Raw genomic sequence first — 24,815 nt, 5'->3', positions numbered from 1 at the left:
ATTATCACAATTTAAAGAAAAATGTTATTCGATTGTTTGCTGAAATTTTTCAAAAAACAGATCGGCTTCACCATTTTCAAAGCTATCATCCGAATTATCGGCGAGAGGCGGTAATTCATCTATGGAATTCAGGCCGAAGTAATCCAAAAACTCTTTTGTTGTACCATATAAATAAGCCCGTCCGGAGCCTTCAGCACGTCCGACCTCTTTTATTAAGACTTTAGTGACAAGTGTATGGATGGGGCGTTCCGTTTTCACTCCGCGAATTTCATCAATTTCCGCTCTAGTAATCGGCTGCTTATAGGCAATGATTGCGAGAGTTTCCAAAGCCGCCTGGGACAAGCCTTGAGTGCTTGATGTTTCCACTAGTCTTTTCAAGTAATCCGAGTGTTCTTTCTTAGTCGTCATTTGATATACACCCGCTATTTCGATCACCTGAATCCCGCGTACATCAGTTATATATTCTTCCTTCAAGCTTTCAACGATGTCCGTTGCTTGATATTCCGTAATTTCCAGGACAGAGGCAATTTGTTTGACGGAGAGCCCTTCATCTCCGGCAGCAAACAATAATGCCTCAAGAATCCCTTTCCAATTAATAACTTCCAATTGGTTCTACACCTTCCTTAGCAGCAATCATGATATCCGAAAAATTATCTTCCTGTTCAACGATGATTTCATTTAGTTTCATCAGTTCCAGCACCGCCATGAAAGTGATGACGATATGCTCCTTAACCGGGAGCGAAAACAGTTCAAAAAAACTTTTCTTACCCTTTATGGATTGTAACTCAATCATGATTTCATCCATTCGTTTTTCTATCGATATCTCTTGTTTCGTTACTTTCGTGTATAGCGGCTTTTGAATTTTTTGCCTTCGCAGCAGTTTTTGCAGAGCCCCCAACATATCATATAGACTTATATTCAACTCTTGTTTATCACTTTCGGCTTCTTTAACATAAGCAGATAAATCACTTGGGGGTTTGGTGAACAGCAAGCTGCGTTCTTCTTCCATCCCTTTAAATTCTTCGGCTGCATTTTTATACTTTTTATATTCTAATAGTTTTTCCACAAGCTCGTCCCGTGGATCTTCCTCAAATATTTCCCCATCTTCATCAATCAATTGTTCATCTTCATGCTTTGGAAGCAGCATTTTACTCTTGATGGCAAGCAGTGTTGCAGCCATCACCAGATATTCGCTGGCTACATCCAATTCCAGATGCTGCATCGTATGGATGTACCCTAGGTATTGATCTGTAATATCAGCCATCGGAATATCGTAGATGTCTATTTCCAGGCGATTAATCAAATGCAGGAGTAAATCCATCGGACCTTCGAAAGCGTCAATTTTTATATTATAACCCATTAAATTACCTCATTTAAATCTAATTGGCCTGTAAAGGCCTATTTCTTTACTAATCAAGTATAGTGGATTGCCGCCCTTTATCCAAATAATAATTTTCTGTCCTTAGAAAAGTTTTTAAAAGGGATTTCCGACAAATGGGTCGTTGCCCAATCACATTCCGAAATCCAACATAACCTAGAAATGTAAGAATAGCAGAACAAAGGAGGTACTTATTATGGGTGCAGGTGGTTTTGGAAACGGCGGCGGATTCGCGTTTATTGTAGTATTGTTCATTTTATTAGTTATCGTCGGTGCTTCTTGGTGTTAATTGAAGACTGATGAATCAAGCTGATTGCCTTGCAATCGGCTTTCTTTATTTTCCAAGAAAAAATTCTATGCTAAACTTGGTGAGTATATATAGCGGGTGTTAGGCTATAAGAAAAAAGCTTTTGCCTTACCTTAGATTTTCCATCAAACAAAGGGGGTGCTCCTATTGAATTACGCGGAAGACTACCTTTCTTTCCTTGTCCAGTTCCATGGAACAAGGGACTACTTCGAATGTCATGAAATTCTTGAAGAATATTGGAAAGAAACCGCACCAAAAGAGCGTGACTCTCATTGGGTCGGGCTCATTCAAATTGCGGTTGCCCTGTATCATGATCGCAGGGGAAACAAAAAAGGGGCTGCAAGGACCCTGGCTAAAGCCCTGGCAAATCTCCACCTTAAAAAGGCCGAGCTCCTGAAGTTGGGACTCGATCCAGAACGACTGTTCAAATTGCTCGAGGAAACCCATGAGCGAATGTTATCACAAAAGCCATATGAAAGCATCAATCTGCCGATAGCGGATCAAAGCTTGATCGAAAAATGCCAGTCCATGTGTTTGCAAGAAGGGTACATATGGGGTGGAGACAGCGACATGGCCAATTCATCCATAGTCGATAAACATCTGATGCGTGACCGTTCGGATGTCATTTCTGAAAGGGCTCGGCAGCTATCCCTTCGAAAAACAAGAATGGAGGACCGCCCTTAAAGGTGGTCCTCCATTTCAGCTTTCATATTCAGAATTCTTCACATCTGTCAAGAAAGCTTTCCGTAAACTCATTTGCTTTTAATTCTTTGTCAGGATATTGCTCCTTGATGGCCCTGACCATCGTTTTACCGATACCTTGCTTCCGAAAGGATGGATTTACAGATATATGTTGTATCTCTATGTGGTTTGGAGAGACCTCTATCCCGATCAAGCCCGTGATCTCTTCATCTTTCCATAGGAACAGCTGTAGATTTTCATCCGTTTCATAATTCTTCATCGTATTCCGAAGCGTTTTTATCTCTTTTTCATTTGGCATGAAAGATAATAATCCCATGGCAAACTTCTCATAACTTTTCTTATACTTAATCAACATAATATCCCTCGTTACTAAATAACGTTTTTATTATCATCCTGTTTCCAATTAATTTGCTTTGAATAATAATCCTCACATATAACAATTACATCATACATAAAAACCTCGTTCGTTTCAACATCACTTTCAGCACTTGATTTATCGATGTGCTATATGCTAAGCGATAAACAGCCAGTATACGATTCCCCACATCAAAGCGATAATAAGCATCATAAGTAAAAGAGTCTTATTACTTTTCCTCATCCCATACTCCCTTTATGAATGGTCCAAATATTTAAATAACGAATTCATTCTACTATAACTTAACACAATCTGACAAATATCCTTGCAATCTTGCTTCGATTTTACTACATTGGTAAAGTGATTAGGTTCATAGAGTGCCCTCTTAGGCATAAAAGACAAAGATACACCAAACTTTTTCGTTAAAAAAACGTAGCTATCTTTGGCTATATAAATTTTTTTCAGGAAAATATGTATCTTTTTTATCCTTTGTTTCGTCAAATACTATGAATCTGATTTAAAGTGCCGCCCTTTTATTGAAAGATTCCCAATTCAGCAGGAAAAGTTAAGGAGGATTATCATGAAAAAAATGAATAAATGGGTCATTGTAACCATTTTATTATGTCTATTATTGCCATATAAGGCTTTTGCAGATGCAGCTGTTGGTGATATGATCGTCACACTTGGTGAGAATTTGACAAATGAACAAAAAAATATGATTTTATCAGAAATGAAAGCACCTAGTGATGTTGAGGTCCTGACGGTTACAAATGCGGAGGAACATGAATACTTAGGAGACTATATCGCAAGCCGTCTGATCGGTACAAAAGCGATTTCATCTTCCGCCATTACTTTGGAGGAAAAAGGTACCGGACTTAAACTGGAGTCGAAAAACATTAACTGGGTTTCCGATGAAATGTATATCAATGCACTGGCAACTGCTGGAGTAAAGGATGCTACCGTTTATGTCACCGCACCAATACCCGTTTCCGGTACAGCAGCTTTGACAGGGGTCATTAAAGCCTATGAAATCTCTGCCGACAAGAAGATTCCTGAAGATGTGAAACAGGCAGCGAATGAAGAAATGGTGAAAACAGCAAAATTGGGTGACGAAATCGGTACAGAAGAAGCCTCTGCACTTGTTACGAAAATCAAAGAGGAAATGGCTGCAAATCCACCAGCCAATACTGAAGAGGTCCGTGAGGTTGTCGAGACTTCAGCAAAAGAACTTGGAATCGCCTTAAATGATGCTCAAGTTCAAAGTTTAATTGACTTATTCAATAAACTAAAAGAATTGGATATTGATTGGAACGCTGTCGGTGATCAGCTTACTGCAGCTAAAGATAAGCTTTCCAATTTTCTTGAATCCGAAGAGGGTCAATCATTTCTGGATAAATTGAAAGAAGTCTTCAGTAGCTTAATTGATGCAATCAAGTCACTTTTCAGCTGAATCAAATAAAAAAAGGATGGCCAATGCCATCCTTTTTTTCTATTTTTTATTGACGACTGCCGCTTCATGCAGGGCCAAATCCAAATGGATAAGATCTTCGTACGTCTCGCGTTTGATGACCAACCGGGCTTCTCCATTTTCGGCAAAGACGACAGCCGGTCTCGGAATCCGATTGTAATTATTCGACATGGAATATCCATAGGCCCCTGTACAAAATACCGCCAAGACATCACCGCGGCCGGCTTTTGGCAATGGTAAATCCCAAATCAACATATCTCCGCTTTCACAGCATTTTCCGGCAATGGACACTGTCTCTTCTACAGGGTCAAGCGGCCGGTTTGCCAGAATTGCATCATATTTCGCTTCGTAAAGAGCGGGACGTATATTATCACTCATGCCCCCATCAACGGCAATGTATTTACGGACATTAGGAACTTCCTTTTCAGAACCGACCTTGTACAATGTCACACCGGCATCTCCGACTAATGAACGGCCAGGTTCGATCCAGATTTCAGGCATCACTAAATCAGAATCAGCAATCAGGTTCTGCACTTCCCTAACGATTTCCTCAACATATTGAGACGCCGGTAGCGGGTCGTCCTCTTGTGTATATCGAATCCCGAATCCCCCTCCGAGATTCAATACCTTTGGTTGAAACCCTACCGAACCGTGCCAATCATTCAGCTTGCCGATAATTTTTTGGGCTGCGAGAAGGAAACCTGTCGTTTGAAAGATCTGGGAACCTATATGGCAGTGCAGCCCCAGTACTTCCAGGAATTCACTTTGCAGCGCTTGCCTAAGGGCAGCTTCGGCCTGGCCGTTAATAAGATCAAAACCAAATTTCGAATCTTCTTGCCCTGTCAAAATATAATCATGCGTATGGGCTTCAATACCTGGTGTTACCCGAAGAAGGATTTTCACCTTTTGTTCACGGTTTGTACAAATTTCTTCCAACAGTGTCAACTCAGAAAAATTATCGACTACAATACAGCCAATGTCATAATCCAAAGCCATATGTAGCTCTTCTTCACTTTTGTTATTTCCATGAAAGTGAATCCGTTCTGTTGGGAAATTTGCCTTAATGGCCGTATACAATTCCCCCGCTGACACAACATCGAGAGAAAGTCCTTCTTGCTCAGCTAACTGGATCATGGCAATCGAAGAAAATGCCTTACTTGCGTAAGCAACTTGAGCTGAAATCCCCAATTCCTCAAAAGTTCTCTTGAACCCTCTTGCCCGTTCACGAATTAGCTCTACATCATAAACATATAATGGTGTGCCAAATTGTTCGATCAATTCGATAGTGTCCACTCCGCCAATCTCCAGATGTCCACGTTCATTGACACCACCGGTTCCGTACAAATGCATGATAGCCTCACCTTCCTGACTTAAATCTAAAGATTAATAAGAAATGAGGCAGCCTCAAATAAAGAAACCCTACTATAAAAGGACCTTATCTGAACAAGCCTCATCCGAATCGATTATCCCATGTAAATATTGTTCTCTATGACTGCTTAGTAGTTCGAAGTGAAAGACAGATTTGTTTAAACTCCAAAGAGTCATAGTAGCTTTATCTCTTTGTGAAGCCTAACTTTACCGCTTTATCCGAATAAAATTAAATTACCACAACTTTTCGACAACATCAACCTTTAGATTTTCTCGGCTGCCTATATAAATCCTGGGGATGTACGATACTAGGACGTTCTATAGTACCTGGATAAGGTCTTCTTAATATTATATGTGACAAGGCCTTCGGCTGAAACGGTAGAAGCGGCCATAAATAAGGTGTATTTAACGTTTTTATACTAGTAAGCATGATAATGTAGAGTGTGATGCCTATGACTAAGCCAGGCACTTTAAATAAAGCTACCAACACTAGCAGTACTAAACGGGAAATTTTATTCGCAACCCCTAGTTCTAAACTTGGAGTGACAAATGTACCGATTGTCGCCACTGAAGCGTAGAGAACCACTTCAGGAACAAATAGGCCAACGTCTATCGCTATTTGTCCTATCAAAACTGCCGCAACCAAGCCCATTGCCGTAGAAAGCGGGGTCGGGGTATGAACAGCTGCCATCCTTAAAAATTCTATCCCAATATCGGAAATGAAGATTTGGATCACAATGGGTATATGCGTTTTTTCATTCGGCCCGATATACTCGAACTTATCCGGCAGCAGGGAAGGCTCCAAACAAAACAATAACCAAATCGGCAGCAGGAATAACGAAACGAAAATCCCGAGAAACCGGACCCAGCGCACCAAGGTTCCAACGGCAGGTGCCTGACGATACTCCTCAGCGTGTTGCATGTGATGGAAAAGAGTGGACGGGGTAATGATGACACTCGGTGAAGTATCCACATAAATAAGGACATGCCCCTCAAGCAAATGCGTTGCCGCCACATCAGCCCGTTCCGTATACCTGACAAGCGGGTATGGGTTATACCTTTGCTTGACGATGAACTCTTCGATCGTTTTATCAGACATCGTTATGCCATCAACCTCAATACTAGTCAATTCCTTACGAACGATATCTATTAAATCGGGATCGGCAATATCTTTAATATAGCCGAGGGATATATCCGATTTCGATCGCTCCCCTACATGCAGCATTTCGAAACGTAATCTTTCATCCCGGATTCTCCGTCTGGTTATCGCTGTGTTAATGATGATATTCTCGACAAAACCATCCCTTGATCCACGGACGACTTTTTCCGTATCAGGTTCTACTGGCTGTCTCCCGGGATAACTCCGGACGTCCACAACCAATCCTATTGGTTTACCATCAACAACAACGACGATTAAACCGGATAATACCTGATCAACAAGCTCATCCATCGTCTTTATTTCCTGAACGGATTGGTGTACAAGCAAGTCTTTGACTACATCAAAAACCTTAGTAGTCACGATATCCGCATTTTTGTTATGAATGAGAGAATCGAGGATTTCAATGATGTATTCTGTATCCGTAAGCCCGTTTATATAGTAAAGATGCACATCTTTTCTTAGGACCTTTATCCTTCTTACACCTAAGTCGAAGCTGACACCCAGACCAACATTCTCTTCCATGTATGCGTCAACTTCCGCTACCCTATTCGGAATCGGTTTCATGTTTTCAGGTTTTTCTGAAGTCATCATGACCACTCCTTTCCAATATGATTTCTACTGCTAGCTTCGTTATCGGTGCTCCTCTTCTAAAATCGTCCTGGTGGGACATTTTGCCGATATCCCCTATCCCCACTACTATGGGAACATGTAATTGATCGATGCAATACACCGTATCTCCTGTTATCTTACCCAGTTCAAATTCCTCGGCGCCGTATTTATCAACCCCGTTCGGTGTCAAATTACCATCACGGTCAATACAGATATCCACCTTGGTCCATTCTTCCCTTCTAGTCTTTGAAGCGACCGCTATCACGCCAAGGACATTAATATCAGGATGTCCGGCAACAACCTTCATTGCCTGTTCGCCTGATCCTTCACCGATAAAACCGCTATCATCAAACATGACCAATACAGGATCATACTTCGCCTTTTTTATTAATTCAACTAGCTCCAAGCCCGTATATCGTGATGGATTACCTTGGGACATGGAGATACATCTTCCTCCTATTTCCTTGGCTACAAGCTCGACAGCCCGTTTCGCATACTCATCTCCATCCGTAATCAATATCACTTTTCGTTTGGTCACCATCTTGGGCCTACCTTTCATCATCAGGAATAGTTACCTCATAAACTTATAAATCGACAAAATAAATCCATTGGAATAATGATCCGGCTATTTTCCCCAATACGAGTGCCATTAACAGATAAATGATTTTCTCTTGAATCCCGATTCGCTTTGACAGAACCGGAAATACATTCAGGACTTCAGTTAAGGCTGCAGCGAGCATCCCATTAAAAATCCCGTCAGCCAAACCGATCGGAATTAATAAAAAATGCGGGAGGGAAAATTCCGTTTCCTGTAATCCTAACCATGTTCCTGCGACAACACCGGCAATGATGGCTCCTTCGTAGTAATGTATCATTTTCATTGTTTTTGTCAGCTGAGTCAGTCTCGGAATCACCCCAAGTACAGTTAAAAACGCTACAAAACCGGCACCTGTCGCAAAACCCCCGGCTAAACCGACAAAAATTCCGAAGATGATTTTACCGGTCATCAAGGTGGCGCACGTTCTCCTTATTTTCATTCATGATTACATAACTGTCCAAATCCTGCTGATAGTTGAACATTTCAACCTCGAGCGGACTAGGTTCCTCATTGAAGCGTTTTTTAAAGAAGTGATTAAAAAATAGAATCATGCCCATACCAAGGCCGAAGCTATATGGGATTTGAATCAATAATGGCTTATCTTCCACTTTTCCCGTTATTATAGTAAAGATTTTTTGATGCACTTCCCCCATGCTGACATCCACATGAAAATTCATGATCGTCATCCCGCCGCCGACAAATAACAATAACCAAACTAAGGCGAATGCCAGGTATGACATTTTCTTTTTCGAGAGGATGATTTCGATGATCGTTTGGGAGGGCCCGAATGTCTCCACTTCAATAGTCGTATCCATCTTACGGATGGCCATGATGACTTGAGCCAAATCAATGACAATGATATTCCTATCTTCCTTCTTGACCTTTAATAATATGATTTCTTCAATTAAGGTAATCACTTCTTCAGGTCCGATTATCCTTGCAATATCTTTTATCCTCACCGTTTGATTTCCCTTTACTTGTACACGGTTCCTCATCCTGATATATACAACTGCCACTATCATCACATCCCGACCTTTTATTTCCTTATGCTAGTAGTATGGATTGGAAACAGATTGAAAATGCAGGAAGTGAACCATGTCCAAATATTACTAAATTGAAAACAAAAAAAGACACGCTGATGACAGCATGTCTCTGTTTGTAGACAAAAAGGGTTTGGATAACGGATCTTTCATCAAATGGTGTTTCGGAACCACTGACCCAAAGAACACCTTCAACTTCTCAGGTATGGTTTTGATTGGAGAGGAAGGGTCGGGACTCCTCCGTGAAAAGCGCGTCCAAGGGAGACCCACAGGCGCTCAGGGGCCGCGGGCGAACCACCCGCGGAAAGGGAGTGCCTTAACTGGCTAGCCGAGACCCCACAGCCGCTTGCGGCGAGGAGGCTTGGCAGACAGTCGGCGGAAAGGGAGCGGATTTCTGAAATCAACTGAATTTTTTTAAGAAAAAACTGCATGCAAACTCGTTTTTCTTCGAGTTTGCATGCAGTTTGAGACACGCTGCAATGACAGCATGTCTTTTTTAACATTAATGAGTGGGGAAGAAAACCAGCTGAACCAAAAATATCAATCCAAAAATATAAATGAGCGGATGTACCGATTTTCCTTTTCCACTGAATACCTTCATAAGGGGATAAGTAATGAACCCGATTGCAATCCCTGTAGATATACTTGAAGTAAGCGGCATCGTTAAAATAATCGCAAATGCCGGAAATGCCTCATCGAAAATTTTCCAATTGACTTTAGCCAGCCCTTCCATCATGAAACATCCCACGATGATCAAAACAGGAGCTGTGATTGCTTGAACTGAAGAAATTGCCGATATCAATGGAGAAAAGAAAATCGATGCAGCAAACAAGATTGCCACGACAGTAGCGGTTAATCCCGTACGTCCGCCAGCGGCCACTCCCGTGCTCGATTCAACATAGGCAGTCGAAGGGCTTGTACCAAACATCGAGCCGACTGTCGTCGCAATCGCATCACCTAAAAAGGCTTTTTTGGCACGAGGGATTTTCCCATCCTTCGTTAGTCCTGCCTGTTCCGTCACGCCAATCAAGGTTCCTGTCGTATCAAAGATCGTCACAAGTAAAAAGGCGAAAACAATTGAATATAAAGAATTCGTGAAGACCCCAGCAATATCGATATCAAAAAATACCGGTGTTGGAGGTACTGATAAGACCCCATCGAAGTTGAGCAAACCGATGAAGTAGCCAATGATTGCCGTAATGATCATACCAATGAAAATTGCCCCTTTAATATTACGGGCCATAAAAATCAAGGTAATGAATAAGCCTGCTAACGCTAAAACGGTTCCAGGCTGATGCAAATCGCCAAGCGTCACCATCGTTGATTCATTAGGCACTACGATTCCAGCATTTTTTAATCCGATAAACGCAATGAATAAACCAATTCCGGATGTGATGCCATATTTTAATGAGTTAGGAATCGCATCAATTATCATTTTACGCAAGCTAGTCACGCTAATTAATAGAAATAGCAATCCAGCAATGAAAACCGTACCGAATACGGTCTGGTATGAAAGGCCCTGTGCCCCCACTACGCTGGCAAAATAAGCATTCAAACCCATCCCTGGTGCTATCGCAATTGGGTATTTTGCAACGAGCCCCATGATAAGGGTACCAATCACCGCTGATATGACCGTTGCCATGAAAACTTGTTCAAATGGAATTCCGATTGAAGATAATAGAGCCGGATTCACAATAAGGATATAAACCATAGTTAAAAATGTCGTAACACCCGCCATGACTTCTGTACGGACGTCCGTCCCATTTTCTTTCAGGGAGAAAAACTTTTCCATAAACATATTTTAGACCTCCAGATCTAAAGGAAACACCGACAACCGTTTGCACGAAAAAGATAAGGTGTCCTAATATTGTACTGCATCGACGTTTTTCCTGATCATTATTCTTTGAAAGAAAGATAAAAAAACGAATGAAAAACGCGACCTTTACTATAATATTCGTTTCTATTCCTAAATTCAACTAAAAAATTTGCCCCCGCACATATTTTCTCCCTACCTGATAAGAATCACTTTTACTTTTTCCTAAAATCAATATTTATTTTCAGCTCAAAAAAAAAAACCACATGAATCACTGATTCATGTGGTTTTTCATTTGCTGAAGAATCTTCTTTTCCAGTCTTGACACCTGGACTTGGGAAATTCCAAGCCGTGCCGCCACTTCTGATTGCGTCTGATCTTTATAATACCTCAGGAAAACAATCAGCCTTTCACGTTCATTCAATTCATGTATGGCTTCTTTCAAAGCGATTTGATCGAACCAGGATGTTTCATTATGGTCGGCAATCTGGTCAAGGAGAGTAATCGGATCTCCATCATTTTCGTAAACCGTTTCATGGATGGATGAAGGGCTCCTGCTAGCTTCTTGGGCCATGATGATTTCCTCTGGCGACAGCTCTAGATGTTCCGCCAATTCATTGACAGTCGGAACACGGCCATACGTCTTTGAAAGTTCCTCTTTGGCCCTGCGAATTTTATTCGCCATTTCCTTTAACGACCGGCTTACTTTAACCGTTCCGTCATCACGGATAAAACGTTGGATTTCACCAATGATCATAGGCACAGCATACGTTGAGAATTTCACTTCAAACGATAAGTCAAATTTATCCACGGACTTCAACAGACCAATACAGCCTATTTGATAAAGGTCATCCGGTTCGTAACCTCGATTGAGGAATCTTTGCACTACTGACCATACAAGCCTCAGATTGCTATTGACAATCAGATTCCTCGCATCTTGGTCACCGCTCTGGCTGCGTTGGATTAAATTCCGCAATTCCTCATCTTTTAAATGGGGCTGGCCTTTCTTGCTCTTCTCGTTTTTAACCTCCACATCCATATGCAAGTCTCCCTTAATTGCACAAAGCTCTGCTTGTAGTTAAGTGCTTTTTTAATCGAATGATCGTGCCTTCGCCCTTATGGGAAATTATATTGATTTCATCCATGAAGTTTTCCATGATGGTGAATCCCATACCGGAACGTTCAAGTTCGGGTTTTGTCGTAAATAACGGCTGTTTAGCCTCCTCGACGTCTTCAATGCCCAGTCCTTCATCCCGGATGGTCAATTCCACAGTATCGCCTTCGATAATCACTGAAATGTATACCCAACCTTCCGGGTCACTCTCATACCCATGGATAATCGAATTCGTAACAGCTTCAGACACGACAGTCTTGATCTCTGTCAATTCATCCATCGTCGGGTCCAATTGGGCAATGAAAGCCGCAACAGTTACCCTGGCAAAAGATTCATTTTGGCTAAGTGCAGAAAATTTCGTTTCCATTTTATTTTTCATCTTAGGCAACCCCCAGTCTTTGCAAAGCGTTTTTTTCGGATAGTTCCATTTTAACAATTTTAAACAACCCTGACATCTCAAATAACCGCTTTACTGCTGGAGAAATTGCACAGACCACCATTTCACCTTGCTTTTTGTTTACCTGCTTATAGCGCCCTAAAATAACTCCGAGCCCTGAACTGTCCATAAAATCCAATTCTTCCATGTTAAGGATTATATGCTTGATATTATGCTTTTGAATGGCTGCCTCTGCCTGATTTTTCAATTTTTCTGCTGTATGATGATCTAAATCACCTTTGAGACGAATGCACAATACGCGATTTTTCGCCTCCATATTAATCGTAAGACTCATTATATACAGCCTCCTTCACTGTCTTATAAAGAGTCAAATTCTCTTTCTCACCTGCCGATTCCTCCTTGCTAGCAAAACTAGTGGAGTTTCGCCTAAATTAGTACGATTAACAGGCATTGCGACAATTTATGCTATTTGGCTTGGGTAAACATGCCGAAAGCCCGTTTATACAATTGCCACCAGCTGGCATTTTCAACAGTTTCCTTCGCAACAATCGGAGATTCGACATACACTTTTCCGTTTTTCTTCAATTCAAGCGTACCAATTTCATCACCTTTTTTAATCGGGGCATCCAAATCTTTATCAAGCGTGATTTTTTTTGTAAAGTCCTTTGCCGTTCCGTTTTTGGCTGTCAAAACTGAAATAGGTTCACTTGTCACTCCCACCACGGATTTCTTGTTGCCTTTACTTACCTTGGCTTCACCTAACATCTCGCCTCGTTTATAAATCGGGTATGTGATATATTGTGAAAATGCATAATCTAACATCTTGGTGACCTGAGCGTTTCGTTCCTTTGGAGAAACGGCTCCGAAAACGACGGCAATGACACGCATATTCCCTTTTTTAGCGGTCGCTGTCAAACAATACTTCGCTTCATTTGTGAATCCAGTCTTCAGTCCATCGACCCCAGGGTAAAACTTCACTAATCTGTTCGTGTTGACAAGCCAGAATTTCTTTTCGGTATTTTCACGGAGATAATCTTCATATGTACCCGTGAACCTTGTAATCGTATCGTATTTCAATAATTCCTTCGCCATGATCGACATATCATGTGCCGAACTGTAATGATCTTTAACAGGAAGGCCAGTTGCGTTTTGGAACTTTGTATTTTTCAACCCGAGTTCTTTCGCCTTTTTGTTCATTTTCCTAACAAACTCTTCTTCGGATCCAGCTAGACGTTCAGCCATCGCCACAGATGCATCATTCGCCGAACCAATCGAGATCCCCTTGAGCATTTGTTCTGTGGTCATTTCTTCACCTGGCTCTAGGAAGATCTGGGAACCGCCCATGGATGCTGCATACTCACTAGTCCTGATTTTCTCCTTCATGCTAAGTTCGCCTTTATCGATCGCTTCCATGATCAGCAGCATCGTCATGATTTTCGTCATGCTTGCCGGTGAAAGACGAACGTCTGCATTTTTATCATAGAGAACAGTACCTGTATCCCGTTCAATCAAAATAGCGGATTTAGCATTTGCCGCCAATTCGACTCCTTTTTCCTCAGCTGCTTTTGTATTCGGGACGCTAAAGCCCATTGCTACCAATACGGTTAAAAATAGAGAAAGAATCCGCTTCATCTCCATACCCTCCAATCTTTATAGAATTTATTTTTTCCATTAAACCCATTTTTATACAAATAAAGATGAATTTTGAACATATACTCGATATAGGGTAACAAAGTGAACCAAATTAAAAGAGGATGCGCATGGGCATCCTCTTTTAAACATTCAATGGAATAAACGTAAAAAGGCCGCTCAAAAGCGCGGCCTTTTTTGGTAAATATTTATTCCATGATCTCTTTATAGATCAATGTAGGTTTTTCTATTTTTTCTTTTGAAATCGCAATGCTTTCATACAATTTTTCTTTTACCTTTGAAACATCTTCAAAATTGCTGTAAATCGTCACAAGGGATTCACCTTTTGCCACGGTTTCCCCGATTTTTTTTCGAAGCACCAGTCCGACTGCCAAATCAATCTCTGATTCTTTAGTCGCCCGCCCGGCACCTAACAGCATGGCTGCCGTTCCTACTTCATCAGCGATGATCTCCGATACATATCCGTCCTCTTTCGCTTCCAGCTCGAAAGTATGAGCAGCCTGCGGCAGTTTTTCCGGCTGATCCACAACCGAACCATCGCCTCCCTGCGCTTCTAGGAAAACCTTGAATGAATTAAGTGCAGAACCATCCTTAATCGCATTTTCCAGCAAGGTTCTTGCTTCTTTCAGCGAGCTTGCTTTTTTGGCAAGGTATACCATATGGCTTCCTAGTGTTAAAGAAAGTTCCGTTAAATCTTCCGGTCCCTCTCCTTTGAGTGTATCGATGGCTTCCTTAACTTCTAAAGCATTTCCGATTGCATAACCCAACGGTTGGCTCATATCGGAAATGACAGCCATCGTGTTTCGCCCCACATTGTTTCCAATGCTAACCATTGCATGCGCCAACTCTTCGGAATCTTCGAGCGTTTTCATGAAAGCGCCCGCTCCCGTTTTAACATCAAGTACGATTGCATCAGCACCAGCTGCGATTTTCTTACTCATGATCGAGCCAGCAATCAAACCGATACTGTTAACGGTAGCCGTAACATCACGCAATGCATATAACTTTTTGTCGGCTGGAGTCAGGTTACCACTTTGTCCAATGACAGCTATCTTATTTTTATTAACAAGTCGAATGAACTCGTCATTTTCTATTTCGACATGGAATCCTTCTACAGACTCCAACTTATCGATCGTTCCGCCTGTATGTCCAAGACCGCGTCCTGACATCTTTGCCACTGGAACGCCAACAGCAGCAACCAATGGTCCAAGCACTAGTGTTGTGGTATCACCGACACCGCCTGTTGAATGTTTATCGACCTTAATTCCTTCAATCATCGATAAATCAATTTGATCTCCTGATTCGACCATTGCCATGGTTAAATCAGCACGTTCCTGCTCATTCATACCTTTGAAATAAACTGCCATTGACCAAGCGCTCATTTGGTAATCCGGAATCGATCCATCGGTAAACCCTTTGATGATGAACTGAATTTCCTCTGTAGTAAGAGCCTTTCCATCACGCTTTTTCTCGATTAAATCTACCATTCTCATATTAGAATCCCCACTTTTTTAAAGACACCGCTTCTCTTTAGGTGTACTTGTATTTTTTGGTTCGTTTTATATGTCTTTAACGATGTGCTTAACAAATTCCAGAAAACTGCTTTTCACTTTTTCCGTCGTTTCAATTACCTCTTCATGCGACAAAGGCTGATCCAGAATGCCCGCGGCCATATTCGTAAGGCATGAAATTCCGAGCACTTTCATATCGCTATGCCTTGCTACGATAACTTCCGGAACTGTCGACATACCGACTGCATCCCCGCCAAGTATCCGTGCCATTTTCACTTCTGCAGGTGTCTCATAGGTCGGTCCTGTATTCCCGATATAAACACCTTCTTTAATATCCAATCCTAGTGAAGCTGCTATTTTTTTCGCTTGTGTCCGAAGGTCTTTATTGTAAGCCTCCGACATATCAGGGAATCTAGGGCCAAAACGCTCTTCATTAGGACCAATCAACGGGTTTGCCCCCATTAAATTGATATGATCCGTAATGAGCATCAAGTCACCTGGTTCATAGCTTTCATTAACGCTTCCGGCAGCATTCGTTACAATTAACTGCTCAACACCAAGAAGTTTCATTACACGTACAGGAAAAGTGACCTTCTCCATGGAATAACCCTCATAAAAGTGGAAACGCCCTTGCATGGCTACAACTTTTTTGCCACTTAATTGACCAATGACAAGCTGTCCAGCGTGCCCTTCAACAGTCGATACCGGGAATTCCGGGATTTCGTGGTACGGAATCGTTATGGGATTTTTAATTTCATCCGCCAATACTCCAAGTCCGGAACCAAGAATCAGTCCTATCTCCGGAGAGCCTTCAATTTTACTTTTTATAAATGACGCAGCAGTTTCTATTTTGTTAAACATCTATTTAATCTCCCCTAAATTTAGATCGCCCAATATATTTTTCCCGTATGCAGGCATTTTCACATCAAAGTTAGCAGCGACCGTCGCCCCGATATCAGCAAATGTATCTCTGATCGGTAGTTCGGCACCTTCTGTAAATCGTTTGGAATAGACTAATAATGGTACATATTCACGTGTGTGATCGGTTCCTTCATGGACCGGATCATTCCCGTGATCGGCAGTGATGATCAATAAATCATCCTCTTTCAGTTTATCAAGGACTTCCGGCATCCTGGCATCGAATTCTTCCAATGCCTTTCCGTATCCCTCTGGATCGCGGCGGTGACCGTATAAAGCATCGAAGTCGACTAGATTAAGGAAACTTAACCCTTTGAAATCCTGTTCTACCGTTTGGATTAATTTATCCATTCCATCCATATTGGATACGGTCCTTAATGATTCAGTGACGCCTTCCCCATCAAAGATATCCGAGATCTTCCCGATTGCAAGCACATCATATCCAGAATCTTTCAATTCATCCATTACTGTCCGGTTAAAAGGCTTCAATGCATAATCATGGCGGTTAGGCGTTCTTTTGAAGTTGCCTGGTTCACCTGTGAAAGGTCTGGCAATCACGCGTCCAACCTTGAACTCATCAGCCATTGTCACTTCACGGGCAATTTCACAAATCTTGTACAATTCGTCTATCGGGACGATATCTTCATGTGCAGCAATCTGTAATACAGAATCAGCTGATGTATATACGATCAGCGCACCCGTTTTCATATGTTCCTCGCCGAGCCTTTCAATGATTTCCGTGCCGCTTGCCGGGACGTTCCCAATAATTCCCCGACCCATCTTCGCCTCGAGCTCATTGACTAATAATTCAGGAAAACCATCTGGAAATACACGGAATGGAGTCGATATATTCAAACCCATGATTTCCCAATGTCCAGTCATCGTATCTTTTCCTGTAGATGCTTCCTTCATTTTCGTATAGTATGCGAGAGGTTGCTGAGCTTTATCAATCCCCTTGATTTCACGGATATTGCCTAAACCTAATTTTGCGAGAGTCGGCATGTTCAATCCATTCATTCTTTCTGCAATATGGCCGAGTGTATCCGCCCCTTTATCGCCGAATAAGTCTGCATCAGGTGCTTCGCCAATTCCAACTGAATCCATAACTATTACAAATATTCGTTTAAATGCTGAATTCCCTTTCATGAGTCATTCCTCCTAAAATAGTAAATCACTTTTTATACTCTCTATAATACCCTTATTCTGCTCAGTTACTCTTCATTTTAAATGAAATCGTGAGAACGTCAGAAGTCTGACCTCTCTACATTGTAAACGATTACCATGATGGAGACAAATAATATATTTCGGAATGAAACCAAGTGCCCTTAGAGCTTGCGGTAGAATCATCAGCAGCCCTTATGGCAGTCAAGTTACACACTGAAATAAAAAGGCTGCTCCTTCAACCGCTTCGCAGTTAAATTCACAACCTTTCTATCATTCTACTATTCTTTTAAGCTCGCGGATGGAATTTTGAATATACATCCTTGATCCGTACGTTCGTAATATGTGTATAAATTTGAGTTGTCGAAATATCCGCATGACCAAGCATTTCCTGGACGGCACGTAAATCAGCCCCGTTCATCAATAGATGTGTCGCGAAAGAATGTCTTAGTGTATGCGGTGTAATTTCTTTTTCAATTTGTGCCGATTTTACAAGTTTTTTTAGAATCTTCCAAAATCCCTGCCTTGTCAGCCTGTTTCCATGATGATTCAAAAAAAGTGAATCTGTCCTGTGCTTAGGGCTGGCCATTTTCCCCCGGGAACTTTCCATATAATGTTCAATCGCACCCAAAGCGGTTTGTCCAATCGGAATGATCCTCTCTTTATTTCCTTTCCCTACACAACGGACAAACCCCATTGATGCATGGACATCACTCACATCCATGGATATCAACTCGCTGACACGCATACCAGTCGCATACATCAGTTCTAGCATCGCCTTATCGCGTATCCCGAATTCATCCATTTTCTTCGGGGCTTCCAATAGTGCTTCAACCTCTTCCATGCTTAATACCTTTGGAAGGCTTCGTTCCGGTTTTGGCGTTTCTATATGTATGGACGGATCCTGATCGGTTACTTTTTCCCTTAGAAGAAATTGATGAAAAGACCGAATGGAAGCTATATGACGCGCCACCGTCTTCGATGATTTCCCTTGATCCTTCAAATGCACGAGAAAATGCAGGATGTTCGCCCGCCGCGAATCATTCCAATCTTCAATGGTTTCAACATCTTTCAGATAGCTCCAATATGATCTTAAGTCACGCTCATACGAGACGAGCGTATTCTTGGCAAGTCCTTTTTCAATGGTTAAAAAATGAATGAAATCCCTAATTTGATTCTCCATATTCATTACTCCCCGTTTAAATAAAACAACATTAAGCGTTCAAGCCATGCATCATCACCCGTATCAACAGCCTTCGATACTTTTACAGCCATTCCTTTCGGTTCATCATAACGATGATAATCTTGATATTCCTGATTTAACCATACCATTCCTATATAAAAAAGAACAGTGAAGCTAACAAAGAGAATCATCACTTTAGCCGTATGCAAAACAAGCGATAATGATGTTTTCATATCTTCCCCTCCCATTCGATCCTTTGTATCAATCTATGCCCAACAGGACAAGTTTTATACGTGTTTCGGAAAGGAGAAAACAAAAACAGCTCTTACTTCAGAAAATAGGCTTTTAAAAATGCAGAAAACCTTCCCCATTAAATGGAAAAGGTCCGACTTCATTCACCTTTATTTTCTTCTTTGTCATGACATCGATGACAAATGCCATGAAAGGTTAATCTATGGTCTTTTATCTTGAAGTTCCAGTCGCGTTCCACAATGTCTTCTACATCTTCAAGTAGGTCTTCCTGAATCTCATCTACCGCACCACATTCCACACAAACAAGATGATGATGGAAATGCGCAGCTCCTTCTTGTCTTAAATCATAACGGGAAACCCCGTCTCCAAAGTTAATTTTATCTACTATCTTCAATTCAGTCAGCAACTCTAGCGTACGGTAAACTGTTGCCAATCCAATTTCCGGCGACTTTTCTTTGACAAGGAGGTAAACGTCTTCTGCGCTTAAATGATCCTCTTCATGCTCAAGTAAAACGCGGACGGTCGCTTCTCGCTGAGGCGTTAATTTGTAGCTGGACGAGTGTAACTGCTTTTTTATCCTATCAATTCTGTTTTCTATTTCCATACCTAATATTCCCTCCCGCGCCGCTATCCTATCCATTATATCAAAAGAGGGAAAACTGTCAAAATAGATTTCTTGTTAATGATAAAAAAATTTGTGGGAACGGTAAATTTCCATCAATGACCCAATAAACTTACGACATTTTTCATTAAAGAAGGGGATAGGTACGCTTCAAATGCAGCAGCTGTAATCAAAAATAACCCCGACAAAACCAATGAGAAAATATACCGTGAAATTATCGGCTTCAGCGGTTCACGAACCTGCTTTAGGAAAATCCGGCTGATCATTTTCATTGATAGCGAGACGGCAAGGACGGTTATCACGATGAATATCGGGACGATGAATATATTTTGGGGCAAAATAGCGACAAACGATAATAAAAAACCGCTCCATCCCATTTGATTGACTAAAAAGCCGACTGTGAATCCAACAACCATCCCTTTTATAAATAACAAAACCAGGATGACAGGCAAACCGATGACCGATATTCCGAGAATCCAGATGACCCCAATATATTTTATATTATGCATAATACTTTGGCTGAACATATCATGCGAAGATGCAAATTCACCTTTGGATACTTGTCCGAAGAATTGCGATAAATAATAGAACAAGTCTTCCTTTTGGGTAAAGCTCAAACTATTCACCAATATTGCCCCAAAAATGACACCCATCAAAAAAAGCACAGTGATAAAGACATATAATGAGGAATGTTCGTTAATATGTTTCATTACGGCATTTTGTACGACAGATTTTTTTTTCATCTTTCATCCTCCCAACTCCGCTTACTAGAATCTATGTTTTCACTCTCTCATTTATGCTAAGAAAACTTTCCCCATCAGCCGAACACCTCGAACTCAATTCATGTTATAATTTTCCATAATAACGATATGGAGGCAGGATATGAAAGCTATGTTAATGGATTTTCCCGAAAAAATTGAAACCCCACGATTATATCTAAGGCCTTGTCAGCCTGGAGATGGCCTGTACGTTCACGAGGCCATTGTCCATTCTAAACCTGAATTGAAACAGTTTCTGCCGTTTGCCCATCAAGATGCTTCTTTGGAAACTTCTGAACAGAATGTCCTTAAGTCCTTTGCGGATTTTATTTTAAAAGAGGATATCAGACTCCATATTTATAGGAAAGAAGACGATCAATTCATTGGTTCCACCGGTCTGCACCGAATTAACTGGGATATTCCTAAATTCGAAATTGGCTATTGGATTGATACGAGATACAGTAAACAAGGCTACATAACGGAGGCGGTTGAAAAGTTAACCAAATTCGCCTTTTACCATTATGGCGCAAAACGAGTCGAGATCCGCTGTGATCCTAATAATATTGCCAGCAAACGGATTCCCGAAAAGCTGGGGTATACCCTTGAAGGAATTTTGCGTAATGACTGCCTTAGTGCAGATGGCAAGGAAGTGCGGGACACCGCCATTTATGCAAAAACAACAAACTAAAAAAAGTCCTGACAGATCTCCTCTGTCAGGACTTTTTTCAGGTTAATTCCTTTTTGACCTTTCCGTACTTTCCTCCGCCCCCCACTTCAAAAGATAGCGTCCCTTTTCTGGCAGAATCGATGTAGCCCGCCAATTTTTCAGGAACGATTTCCATGAGCTGTTCAAGCGTAACTTCATGTAGGATATTCATCTCTGTTCCAAATGCCATTAGCAGTTTTTCCATGGATTTAGGACCGAGTCCCGGGATGAAATCGAGTGGTACTTGGTGGATATACGGCGGCCTTTCCCTTCCGTTTCTTCCGTCCATCCCGGAAATGGAGAGTTCTTCGATCCTGGACGATACCCCTTTTATAATGGATTTATTACCGCACTCGGGACATTGTTCACTATCCCTCAATACCTGGTGTAAACACCCTGAACATACAGTTTGATGATACTTTCCCAATAAGGGGTTCAATCCATAATTAACGGTCACCTTACGATTCCCTTTTTCTTTAAGGGCTTTTGCCAACTCATTGAAACTTGGTTCTTCAAGCAGGACTTTTTGATATTCACGAGCGATTTTCCCAAGCGAATGCGCATCGGAATTTGTTACGAATACATAGGAGTCCAACTCCTCGATATCCTTGACCATTTCTGTATCTGAACTTAAACCAAGTTCGATGGCATCAATTAGTTTCGGATCGAATACTTCTGTCAGACTGGATCGCACCCCTTTTCCATATAAGCTTTTAAATGGGGTGAAAACATGTGCCGGGATAAACAGGCCGCCCAGTGACTTCACGATTTTTTGCAGCGTTCTTCCATCACAATAAATCCTTTGGGAGCTCAAGGTGATATTTTTAACATGTCCGCTCATCCATGAGGAGAATTCCTTCATCGCATTTAAAGTGGGAAAATAGGCGAGGACATGGATCGGACCATTACAATTCTGATCATAAATCTCAATCTCCGAGCCTGGAATGATGGTTGTGTTCTTGTATTGAAGTCCGCCTTCAACCTTTTCCGTGATTTCGCCATCCAGCATCCCCGCTTCGATTTCTTCGATAATTTCAGGTGAATGGCAATCGATTATCCCGATTAGATCAAGGCCCTTCCTTTCACTTGCCACTTGCAGCACATTGCTGAAGGTCAACGTTTTAGCACCTGTTATTTTCACGGCCCTTCCGCTTCTCGTTCTGCCTATATGGATATGCAGGTCAGCGTAAAACTCTTTCATTTATGATGTCATCGCCTTTTTCAACTGCAGATACTGAACTGCATATGCCGTTTTGGCATCTTGGATCTTTCCTTCATCCATATAAGTTTGAGCTTCCTCGAGCGTGAGTTCAATCATCTCGACGAATTCATCTTCATCCAGCGGGGCCGCATTTTCTTTCTTTTTCAAATTGTGGGCCACATACAGGTGGACCAATTCATCGGCGAAACCCGGGGATGTATAGAAGGATATGATATGCTCCATTTTTTCACATTCATAACCTGTCTCCTCTTCCAGCTCCCGTTTAGCCGACAGAACCGGTTCTTCGCCTTTTTCCAGCTTTCCTGCAGGAATTTCCACCAAGCTTCTCTCCAGCGCTTTACGGTACTGTTCAACCATGATGATTTTATTGTCTGCCGTGAGAGCTATGACGGCAACCGCTCCCGGATGTTTGATTATTTCACGTTTACCCGTTTTCCCATCAGGAAGCTCTACATCATCCACTTGCAGGCTGATTACCTTTCCTGTGAAGATTTTTTCCGAAGACAGCGTTTTTTCTTCAAATTTTTTCATCCTGACCACTCCTCTGTTCTAATTGCAGCATGATTCCTCATACATTTTACCATAATAGAGATGGAGGGCGATTTAATGAAAGTTTACGTAGTGGAAAAAAGCGTTACTTTATCCGGAAAGAGTTGGGAAATCCTTCAAAAACTAAAACAATTACAAAGTCAATATGTCTATATCAATGATTGGATAGCCGACATACACGATCAGGTGCCGCCCACTCATTTAAAACGGATCAAGTGAATTCTTTGAGTGAAATGGATTTCTCCTTTACAATGAAATGTAAAGGGAGTGGATAACATGAAAAAACGCAGACTAGGAAATTCTGACTTGCTAGTTTCTGAAATCGGGCTTGGGTGCATGTCATTGGGGACTGTTGAAAATCAGGCATCCGAAATCATACAGGCCGCTTTAGATGAAGGAATCAATTATTTTGATACTGCTGACTTATATGATTTCGGCATGAATGAAGAAATCGTCGGAAAGAATTTAAAATCGGTCCGCGATAAGGTATACATAGCCACCAAGGTCGGAAACCGCTGGAATGAAAATAAAGATTCCTGGAGCTGGGATCCATCTGGCGCTTATATTAAAACGGCAGTAAAAGATAGCTTAAAGCGATTGGGGACTGATTATATTGATCTTTATCAGTTACATGGCGGCACCATTTCAGACAATATCGGAGAAACGGTAGAAGCATTTGAAGATTTGAAAAAAGAAGGCTATATCCGATATTATGGAATTTCCTCGATTCGTCCGAATGTGATCAAGGAATTCACTGAAAAGTCTGAGCTTGATTCCGTGATGATGCAGTTTAATCTACTCGACCGCCGCCCAGAAGAGTGGATGTCCCTTTTGGCCAACAAACAGATCAGCATTGTCGCCCGTGGCCCCCTTGCCAAAGGGCTGCTCAGTGAAAAAATGCTTGAAAAGGCAAATGAAGATGGATACCTTGACTATAGCTATCACGAACTTAAAGATTTGCTTCCACAAATAAAGGACAAACTTTCTGATAGGGAGTTGACTGAAACGGCACTTCAATATGTATTGTCCCACCCAAGCGTCGCTACCGTTGTACCAGGAGCAAGCTCAGTGCAGCAGCTCCGTGAGAACTGCCAGGCCGCTAACAGTCCTTCACTGTCCAAAACCGAGTTGGATATCTTAAAGCAGTTGACCAAAGCGAACAAATATGAAAGTCACCGGGTTTAAAAAGAATAGAACTAAACTAAATGTTTCAAACGAATTAGGCTGCACTATCTCCGTTTAACCAACGTGATAGGCAGCCTTTTTCCGTTCCATCGTTTTTTTCGCCATACTGCCTCTGCACGGCTTTCAAGTTTCCCATCATTCTTAATCCCTTCCAAACCAATTTAACTTCATACCAATGGAACTTTTTTCATTGGACATCCTAAAATAAATGTTGTACAATTCAGTTGTGCGCAATTTAAATAAGAAGGTAAGGGAGAAAAAATGATGACTAAAACATTATTTACAACGTCTGTAACAGTTGATGGCGGAAGAGAAGGAACGGCTATTTCTGCTGACGGCAACTTCACGGTTGATATTGCGATGCCTGGAACACCAAGGGCTAAACAGATGCCTGAAGCATCTAATCCGGAACAGCTTTTTGCAACTGGATATGCTGCATGTTTTGATAGTGCATTGCAATCGGTTGGTAAAATTGAACGCATTTCCTTCGATTCCAAAGTTACCGCAAGCGTCAGCCTATTGATGGGTGAGATGCATCAGTACAGCTTGGCTGTAACTTTGGCTGTGAAGGGATCCGGAGTCGACAAGGAGACATTCGAAATCCTTGTTCATAAAGCACATCAAATGTGTCCTTATTCAAAAGCAATCAACGGCAATGTGGATGTCGCCTTTGAAATAGATGTAGATTAAATCCGACAAAAAGACGCTTGGGGTTCCCAAGCGTCTCAGTTTGTAGACAAAAGGGGTTCGGAATTAAAAAATTCCGAGCCCCTTTTGAAATTTCCTTTGA

At 41.6% G+C, this 24,815-nt stretch carries 29 protein-coding genes; 7 read left to right on the top strand and 22 right to left on the bottom strand.

The window, feature by feature from the left end; all coding sequences use genetic code 11:
• Positions 1-24: 24 nt before the first annotated feature.
• Both scpB and J7E52_RS21265 read right to left on the bottom strand, forming a co-directional pair.
• A complete protein-coding gene (scpB, locus tag J7E52_RS21270; RefSeq protein ID WP_214750420.1) occupies positions 25-606 on the bottom strand; it encodes an SMC-Scp complex subunit ScpB in 582 nt (193 codons plus the stop codon).
• Positions 593-1,360, bottom strand: coding sequence for a segregation/condensation protein A (locus tag J7E52_RS21265; RefSeq protein WP_214750419.1), 768 nt, complete (start codon positions 1,358-1,360; stop codon positions 593-595). Before J7E52_RS21265 ends, scpB begins: the two co-directional genes overlap by 14 nt.
• A 214-nt stretch (positions 1,361-1,574) precedes the next feature.
• Here J7E52_RS21265 and J7E52_RS21260 point away from each other — a divergent pair, with 214 nt between their 5' ends.
• Together J7E52_RS21260 and J7E52_RS21255 are read left to right on the top strand one after the other, a co-directional pair.
• Entirely contained in the window at positions 1,575-1,667 is a 93-nt protein-coding gene (locus tag J7E52_RS21260) for a YjcZ family sporulation protein (protein WP_072273196.1), read from the top strand.
• A 165-nt stretch (positions 1,668-1,832) separates the two neighbouring features.
• On the top strand, positions 1,833-2,369 hold the full coding sequence (locus tag J7E52_RS21255; RefSeq protein WP_214750418.1) for a DUF309 domain-containing protein: 537 nt from the start codon (positions 1,833-1,835) through the stop codon (positions 2,367-2,369).
• A 28-nt stretch (positions 2,370-2,397) separates the two neighbouring features.
• On the opposite strand, the gene J7E52_RS21250 is transcribed toward J7E52_RS21255, so the two are convergent.
• Complete coding sequence (locus J7E52_RS21250) at positions 2,398-2,742, bottom strand: GNAT family N-acetyltransferase (RefSeq protein ID WP_101222466.1); 345 nt, start codon at positions 2,740-2,742, stop codon at positions 2,398-2,400.
• A gap of 580 nt (positions 2,743-3,322) precedes the next feature.
• On the opposite strand from J7E52_RS21250, the gene J7E52_RS21245 reads away from it, so the two are divergent.
• Complete coding sequence (locus tag J7E52_RS21245) at positions 3,323-4,192, top strand: DUF1002 domain-containing protein (protein WP_286197981.1); 870 nt, start codon at positions 3,323-3,325, stop codon at positions 4,190-4,192.
• A 39-nt stretch (positions 4,193-4,231) separates the two neighbouring features.
• Here the strand turns inward: J7E52_RS21245 and lysA are convergent, their stop codons facing one another.
• From lysA to spoIIM, 17 genes are all read right to left on the bottom strand, one after another.
• The gene (lysA, locus tag J7E52_RS21240; RefSeq protein WP_214750417.1) at positions 4,232-5,560 is read right to left on the bottom strand and encodes a diaminopimelate decarboxylase; all 1,329 of its coding nucleotides are present in this window, start codon (positions 5,558-5,560) and stop codon (positions 4,232-4,234) included.
• Positions 5,561-5,834: 274 nt separating this feature from the next.
• On the bottom strand, positions 5,835-7,328 hold the full coding sequence (locus J7E52_RS21235; RefSeq protein ID WP_396020301.1) for a spore germination protein: 1,494 nt from the start codon (positions 7,326-7,328) through the stop codon (positions 5,835-5,837).
• Entirely contained in the window at positions 7,306-7,887 is a 582-nt protein-coding gene (gene spoVAEA, locus J7E52_RS21230) for a stage V sporulation protein SpoVABEA (protein ID WP_214750416.1), read from the bottom strand. Before spoVAEA ends, J7E52_RS21235 begins: the two co-directional genes overlap by 23 nt.
• Positions 7,888-7,930: 43 nt before the next feature.
• Positions 7,931-8,353 (bottom strand): stage V sporulation protein AB, encoded by a 423-nt coding sequence (locus tag J7E52_RS21225; protein ID WP_148358836.1) that lies wholly within the window; start codon positions 8,351-8,353, stop codon positions 7,931-7,933.
• The gene (locus J7E52_RS21220) at positions 8,343-8,966 is read right to left on the bottom strand and encodes a stage V sporulation protein AA (RefSeq protein WP_286197979.1); all 624 of its coding nucleotides are present in this window, start codon (positions 8,964-8,966) and stop codon (positions 8,343-8,345) included. Before J7E52_RS21220 ends, J7E52_RS21225 begins: the two co-directional genes overlap by 11 nt.
• 520 nt (positions 8,967-9,486) lie before the next feature.
• A complete protein-coding gene (locus tag J7E52_RS21215; RefSeq protein ID WP_214750582.1) occupies positions 9,487-10,776 on the bottom strand; it encodes an NCS2 family permease in 1,290 nt (429 codons plus the stop codon).
• Positions 10,777-11,068: 292 nt separating this feature from the next.
• Positions 11,069-11,836, bottom strand: a complete 768-nt coding sequence (sigF, locus tag J7E52_RS21210) for an RNA polymerase sporulation sigma factor SigF (RefSeq protein ID WP_034308137.1) — start codon at positions 11,834-11,836, stop codon at positions 11,069-11,071.
• 13 nt (positions 11,837-11,849) lie between these two features.
• Positions 11,850-12,290, bottom strand: a complete 441-nt coding sequence (gene spoIIAB, locus J7E52_RS21205; protein WP_053346844.1) for an anti-sigma F factor — start codon at positions 12,288-12,290, stop codon at positions 11,850-11,852.
• Position 12,291: 1 nt separating this feature from the next.
• A complete protein-coding gene (gene spoIIAA, locus J7E52_RS21200; RefSeq protein ID WP_034308142.1) occupies positions 12,292-12,642 on the bottom strand; it encodes an anti-sigma F factor antagonist in 351 nt (116 codons plus the stop codon).
• A 131-nt stretch (positions 12,643-12,773) separates the two neighbouring features.
• Complete coding sequence (locus J7E52_RS21195; RefSeq protein WP_214750415.1) at positions 12,774-13,940, bottom strand: D-alanyl-D-alanine carboxypeptidase family protein; 1,167 nt, start codon at positions 13,938-13,940, stop codon at positions 12,774-12,776.
• 206 nt (positions 13,941-14,146) lie between these two features.
• Positions 14,147-15,451 (bottom strand): pyrimidine-nucleoside phosphorylase, encoded by a 1,305-nt coding sequence (locus J7E52_RS21190; RefSeq protein ID WP_214750414.1) that lies wholly within the window; start codon positions 15,449-15,451, stop codon positions 14,147-14,149.
• 66 nt (positions 15,452-15,517) lie between these two features.
• A complete protein-coding gene (locus J7E52_RS21185) occupies positions 15,518-16,330 on the bottom strand; it encodes a purine-nucleoside phosphorylase (protein ID WP_214750413.1) in 813 nt (270 codons plus the stop codon).
• Positions 16,331-17,533, bottom strand: a complete 1,203-nt coding sequence (deoB, locus tag J7E52_RS21180) for a phosphopentomutase (protein ID WP_214750412.1) — start codon at positions 17,531-17,533, stop codon at positions 16,331-16,333.
• A 304-nt stretch (positions 17,534-17,837) separates the two neighbouring features.
• Complete coding sequence (xerD, locus tag J7E52_RS21175; protein WP_214750411.1) at positions 17,838-18,731, bottom strand: site-specific tyrosine recombinase XerD; 894 nt, start codon at positions 18,729-18,731, stop codon at positions 17,838-17,840.
• 5 nt (positions 18,732-18,736) lie between these two features.
• Positions 18,737-18,964, bottom strand: a complete 228-nt coding sequence (locus tag J7E52_RS21170) for a YqzK family protein (protein WP_101223458.1) — start codon at positions 18,962-18,964, stop codon at positions 18,737-18,739.
• 158 nt (positions 18,965-19,122) lie between these two features.
• Positions 19,123-19,581: a ferric iron uptake transcriptional regulator gene (gene fur / locus J7E52_RS21165; protein WP_101223459.1), complete on the bottom strand. Its 459-nt coding sequence runs from the start codon at positions 19,579-19,581 to the stop codon at positions 19,123-19,125.
• Between the two features lie 119 nt (positions 19,582-19,700).
• The gene (gene spoIIM, locus J7E52_RS21160; protein ID WP_034308157.1) at positions 19,701-20,348 is read right to left on the bottom strand and encodes a stage II sporulation protein M; all 648 of its coding nucleotides are present in this window, start codon (positions 20,346-20,348) and stop codon (positions 19,701-19,703) included.
• A gap of 139 nt (positions 20,349-20,487) precedes the next feature.
• On the opposite strand from spoIIM, the gene J7E52_RS21155 reads away from it, so the two are divergent.
• Entirely contained in the window at positions 20,488-21,051 is a 564-nt protein-coding gene (locus J7E52_RS21155; RefSeq protein WP_214750410.1) for a GNAT family N-acetyltransferase, read from the top strand.
• A 37-nt stretch (positions 21,052-21,088) separates the two neighbouring features.
• Here J7E52_RS21155 and J7E52_RS21150 read toward each other — a convergent pair whose 3' ends face one another.
• Together J7E52_RS21150 and J7E52_RS21145 are read right to left on the bottom strand one after the other, a co-directional pair.
• Positions 21,089-22,270 carry an endonuclease Q family protein gene (locus J7E52_RS21150; RefSeq protein WP_214750409.1) on the bottom strand — a complete coding sequence of 394 codons (1,182 nt, stop codon included), beginning with the start codon at positions 22,268-22,270 and terminating at the stop codon, positions 21,089-21,091.
• Positions 22,271-22,822: an NUDIX hydrolase gene (locus J7E52_RS21145; protein WP_214750408.1), complete on the bottom strand. Its 552-nt coding sequence runs from the start codon at positions 22,820-22,822 to the stop codon at positions 22,271-22,273.
• Positions 22,823-22,897: 75 nt separating this feature from the next.
• On the opposite strand from J7E52_RS21145, the gene mciZ reads away from it, so the two are divergent.
• From mciZ to J7E52_RS21130, 3 genes are all read left to right on the top strand, one after another.
• The gene (gene mciZ / locus J7E52_RS21140) at positions 22,898-23,059 is read left to right on the top strand and encodes a Z-ring formation inhibitor MciZ (protein WP_214750407.1); all 162 of its coding nucleotides are present in this window, start codon (positions 22,898-22,900) and stop codon (positions 23,057-23,059) included.
• Between the two features lie 57 nt (positions 23,060-23,116).
• On the top strand, positions 23,117-24,025 hold the full coding sequence (locus J7E52_RS21135) for an aldo/keto reductase (protein WP_214750406.1): 909 nt from the start codon (positions 23,117-23,119) through the stop codon (positions 24,023-24,025).
• A gap of 264 nt (positions 24,026-24,289) precedes the next feature.
• A complete protein-coding gene (locus J7E52_RS21130) occupies positions 24,290-24,715 on the top strand; it encodes an Ohr family peroxiredoxin (RefSeq protein ID WP_214750581.1) in 426 nt (141 codons plus the stop codon).
• The last annotated feature ends 100 nt before the right edge of the window (positions 24,716-24,815 follow it).

Origin of the sequence: Bacillus sp. ISL-34 (assembly GCF_018613325.1) — a bacterium.
Classification (GTDB): Bacteria; Bacillota; Bacilli; order Bacillales; family DSM-1321; genus Peribacillus.
This window is presented reverse-complemented; position numbering and strand designations above follow the sequence as displayed.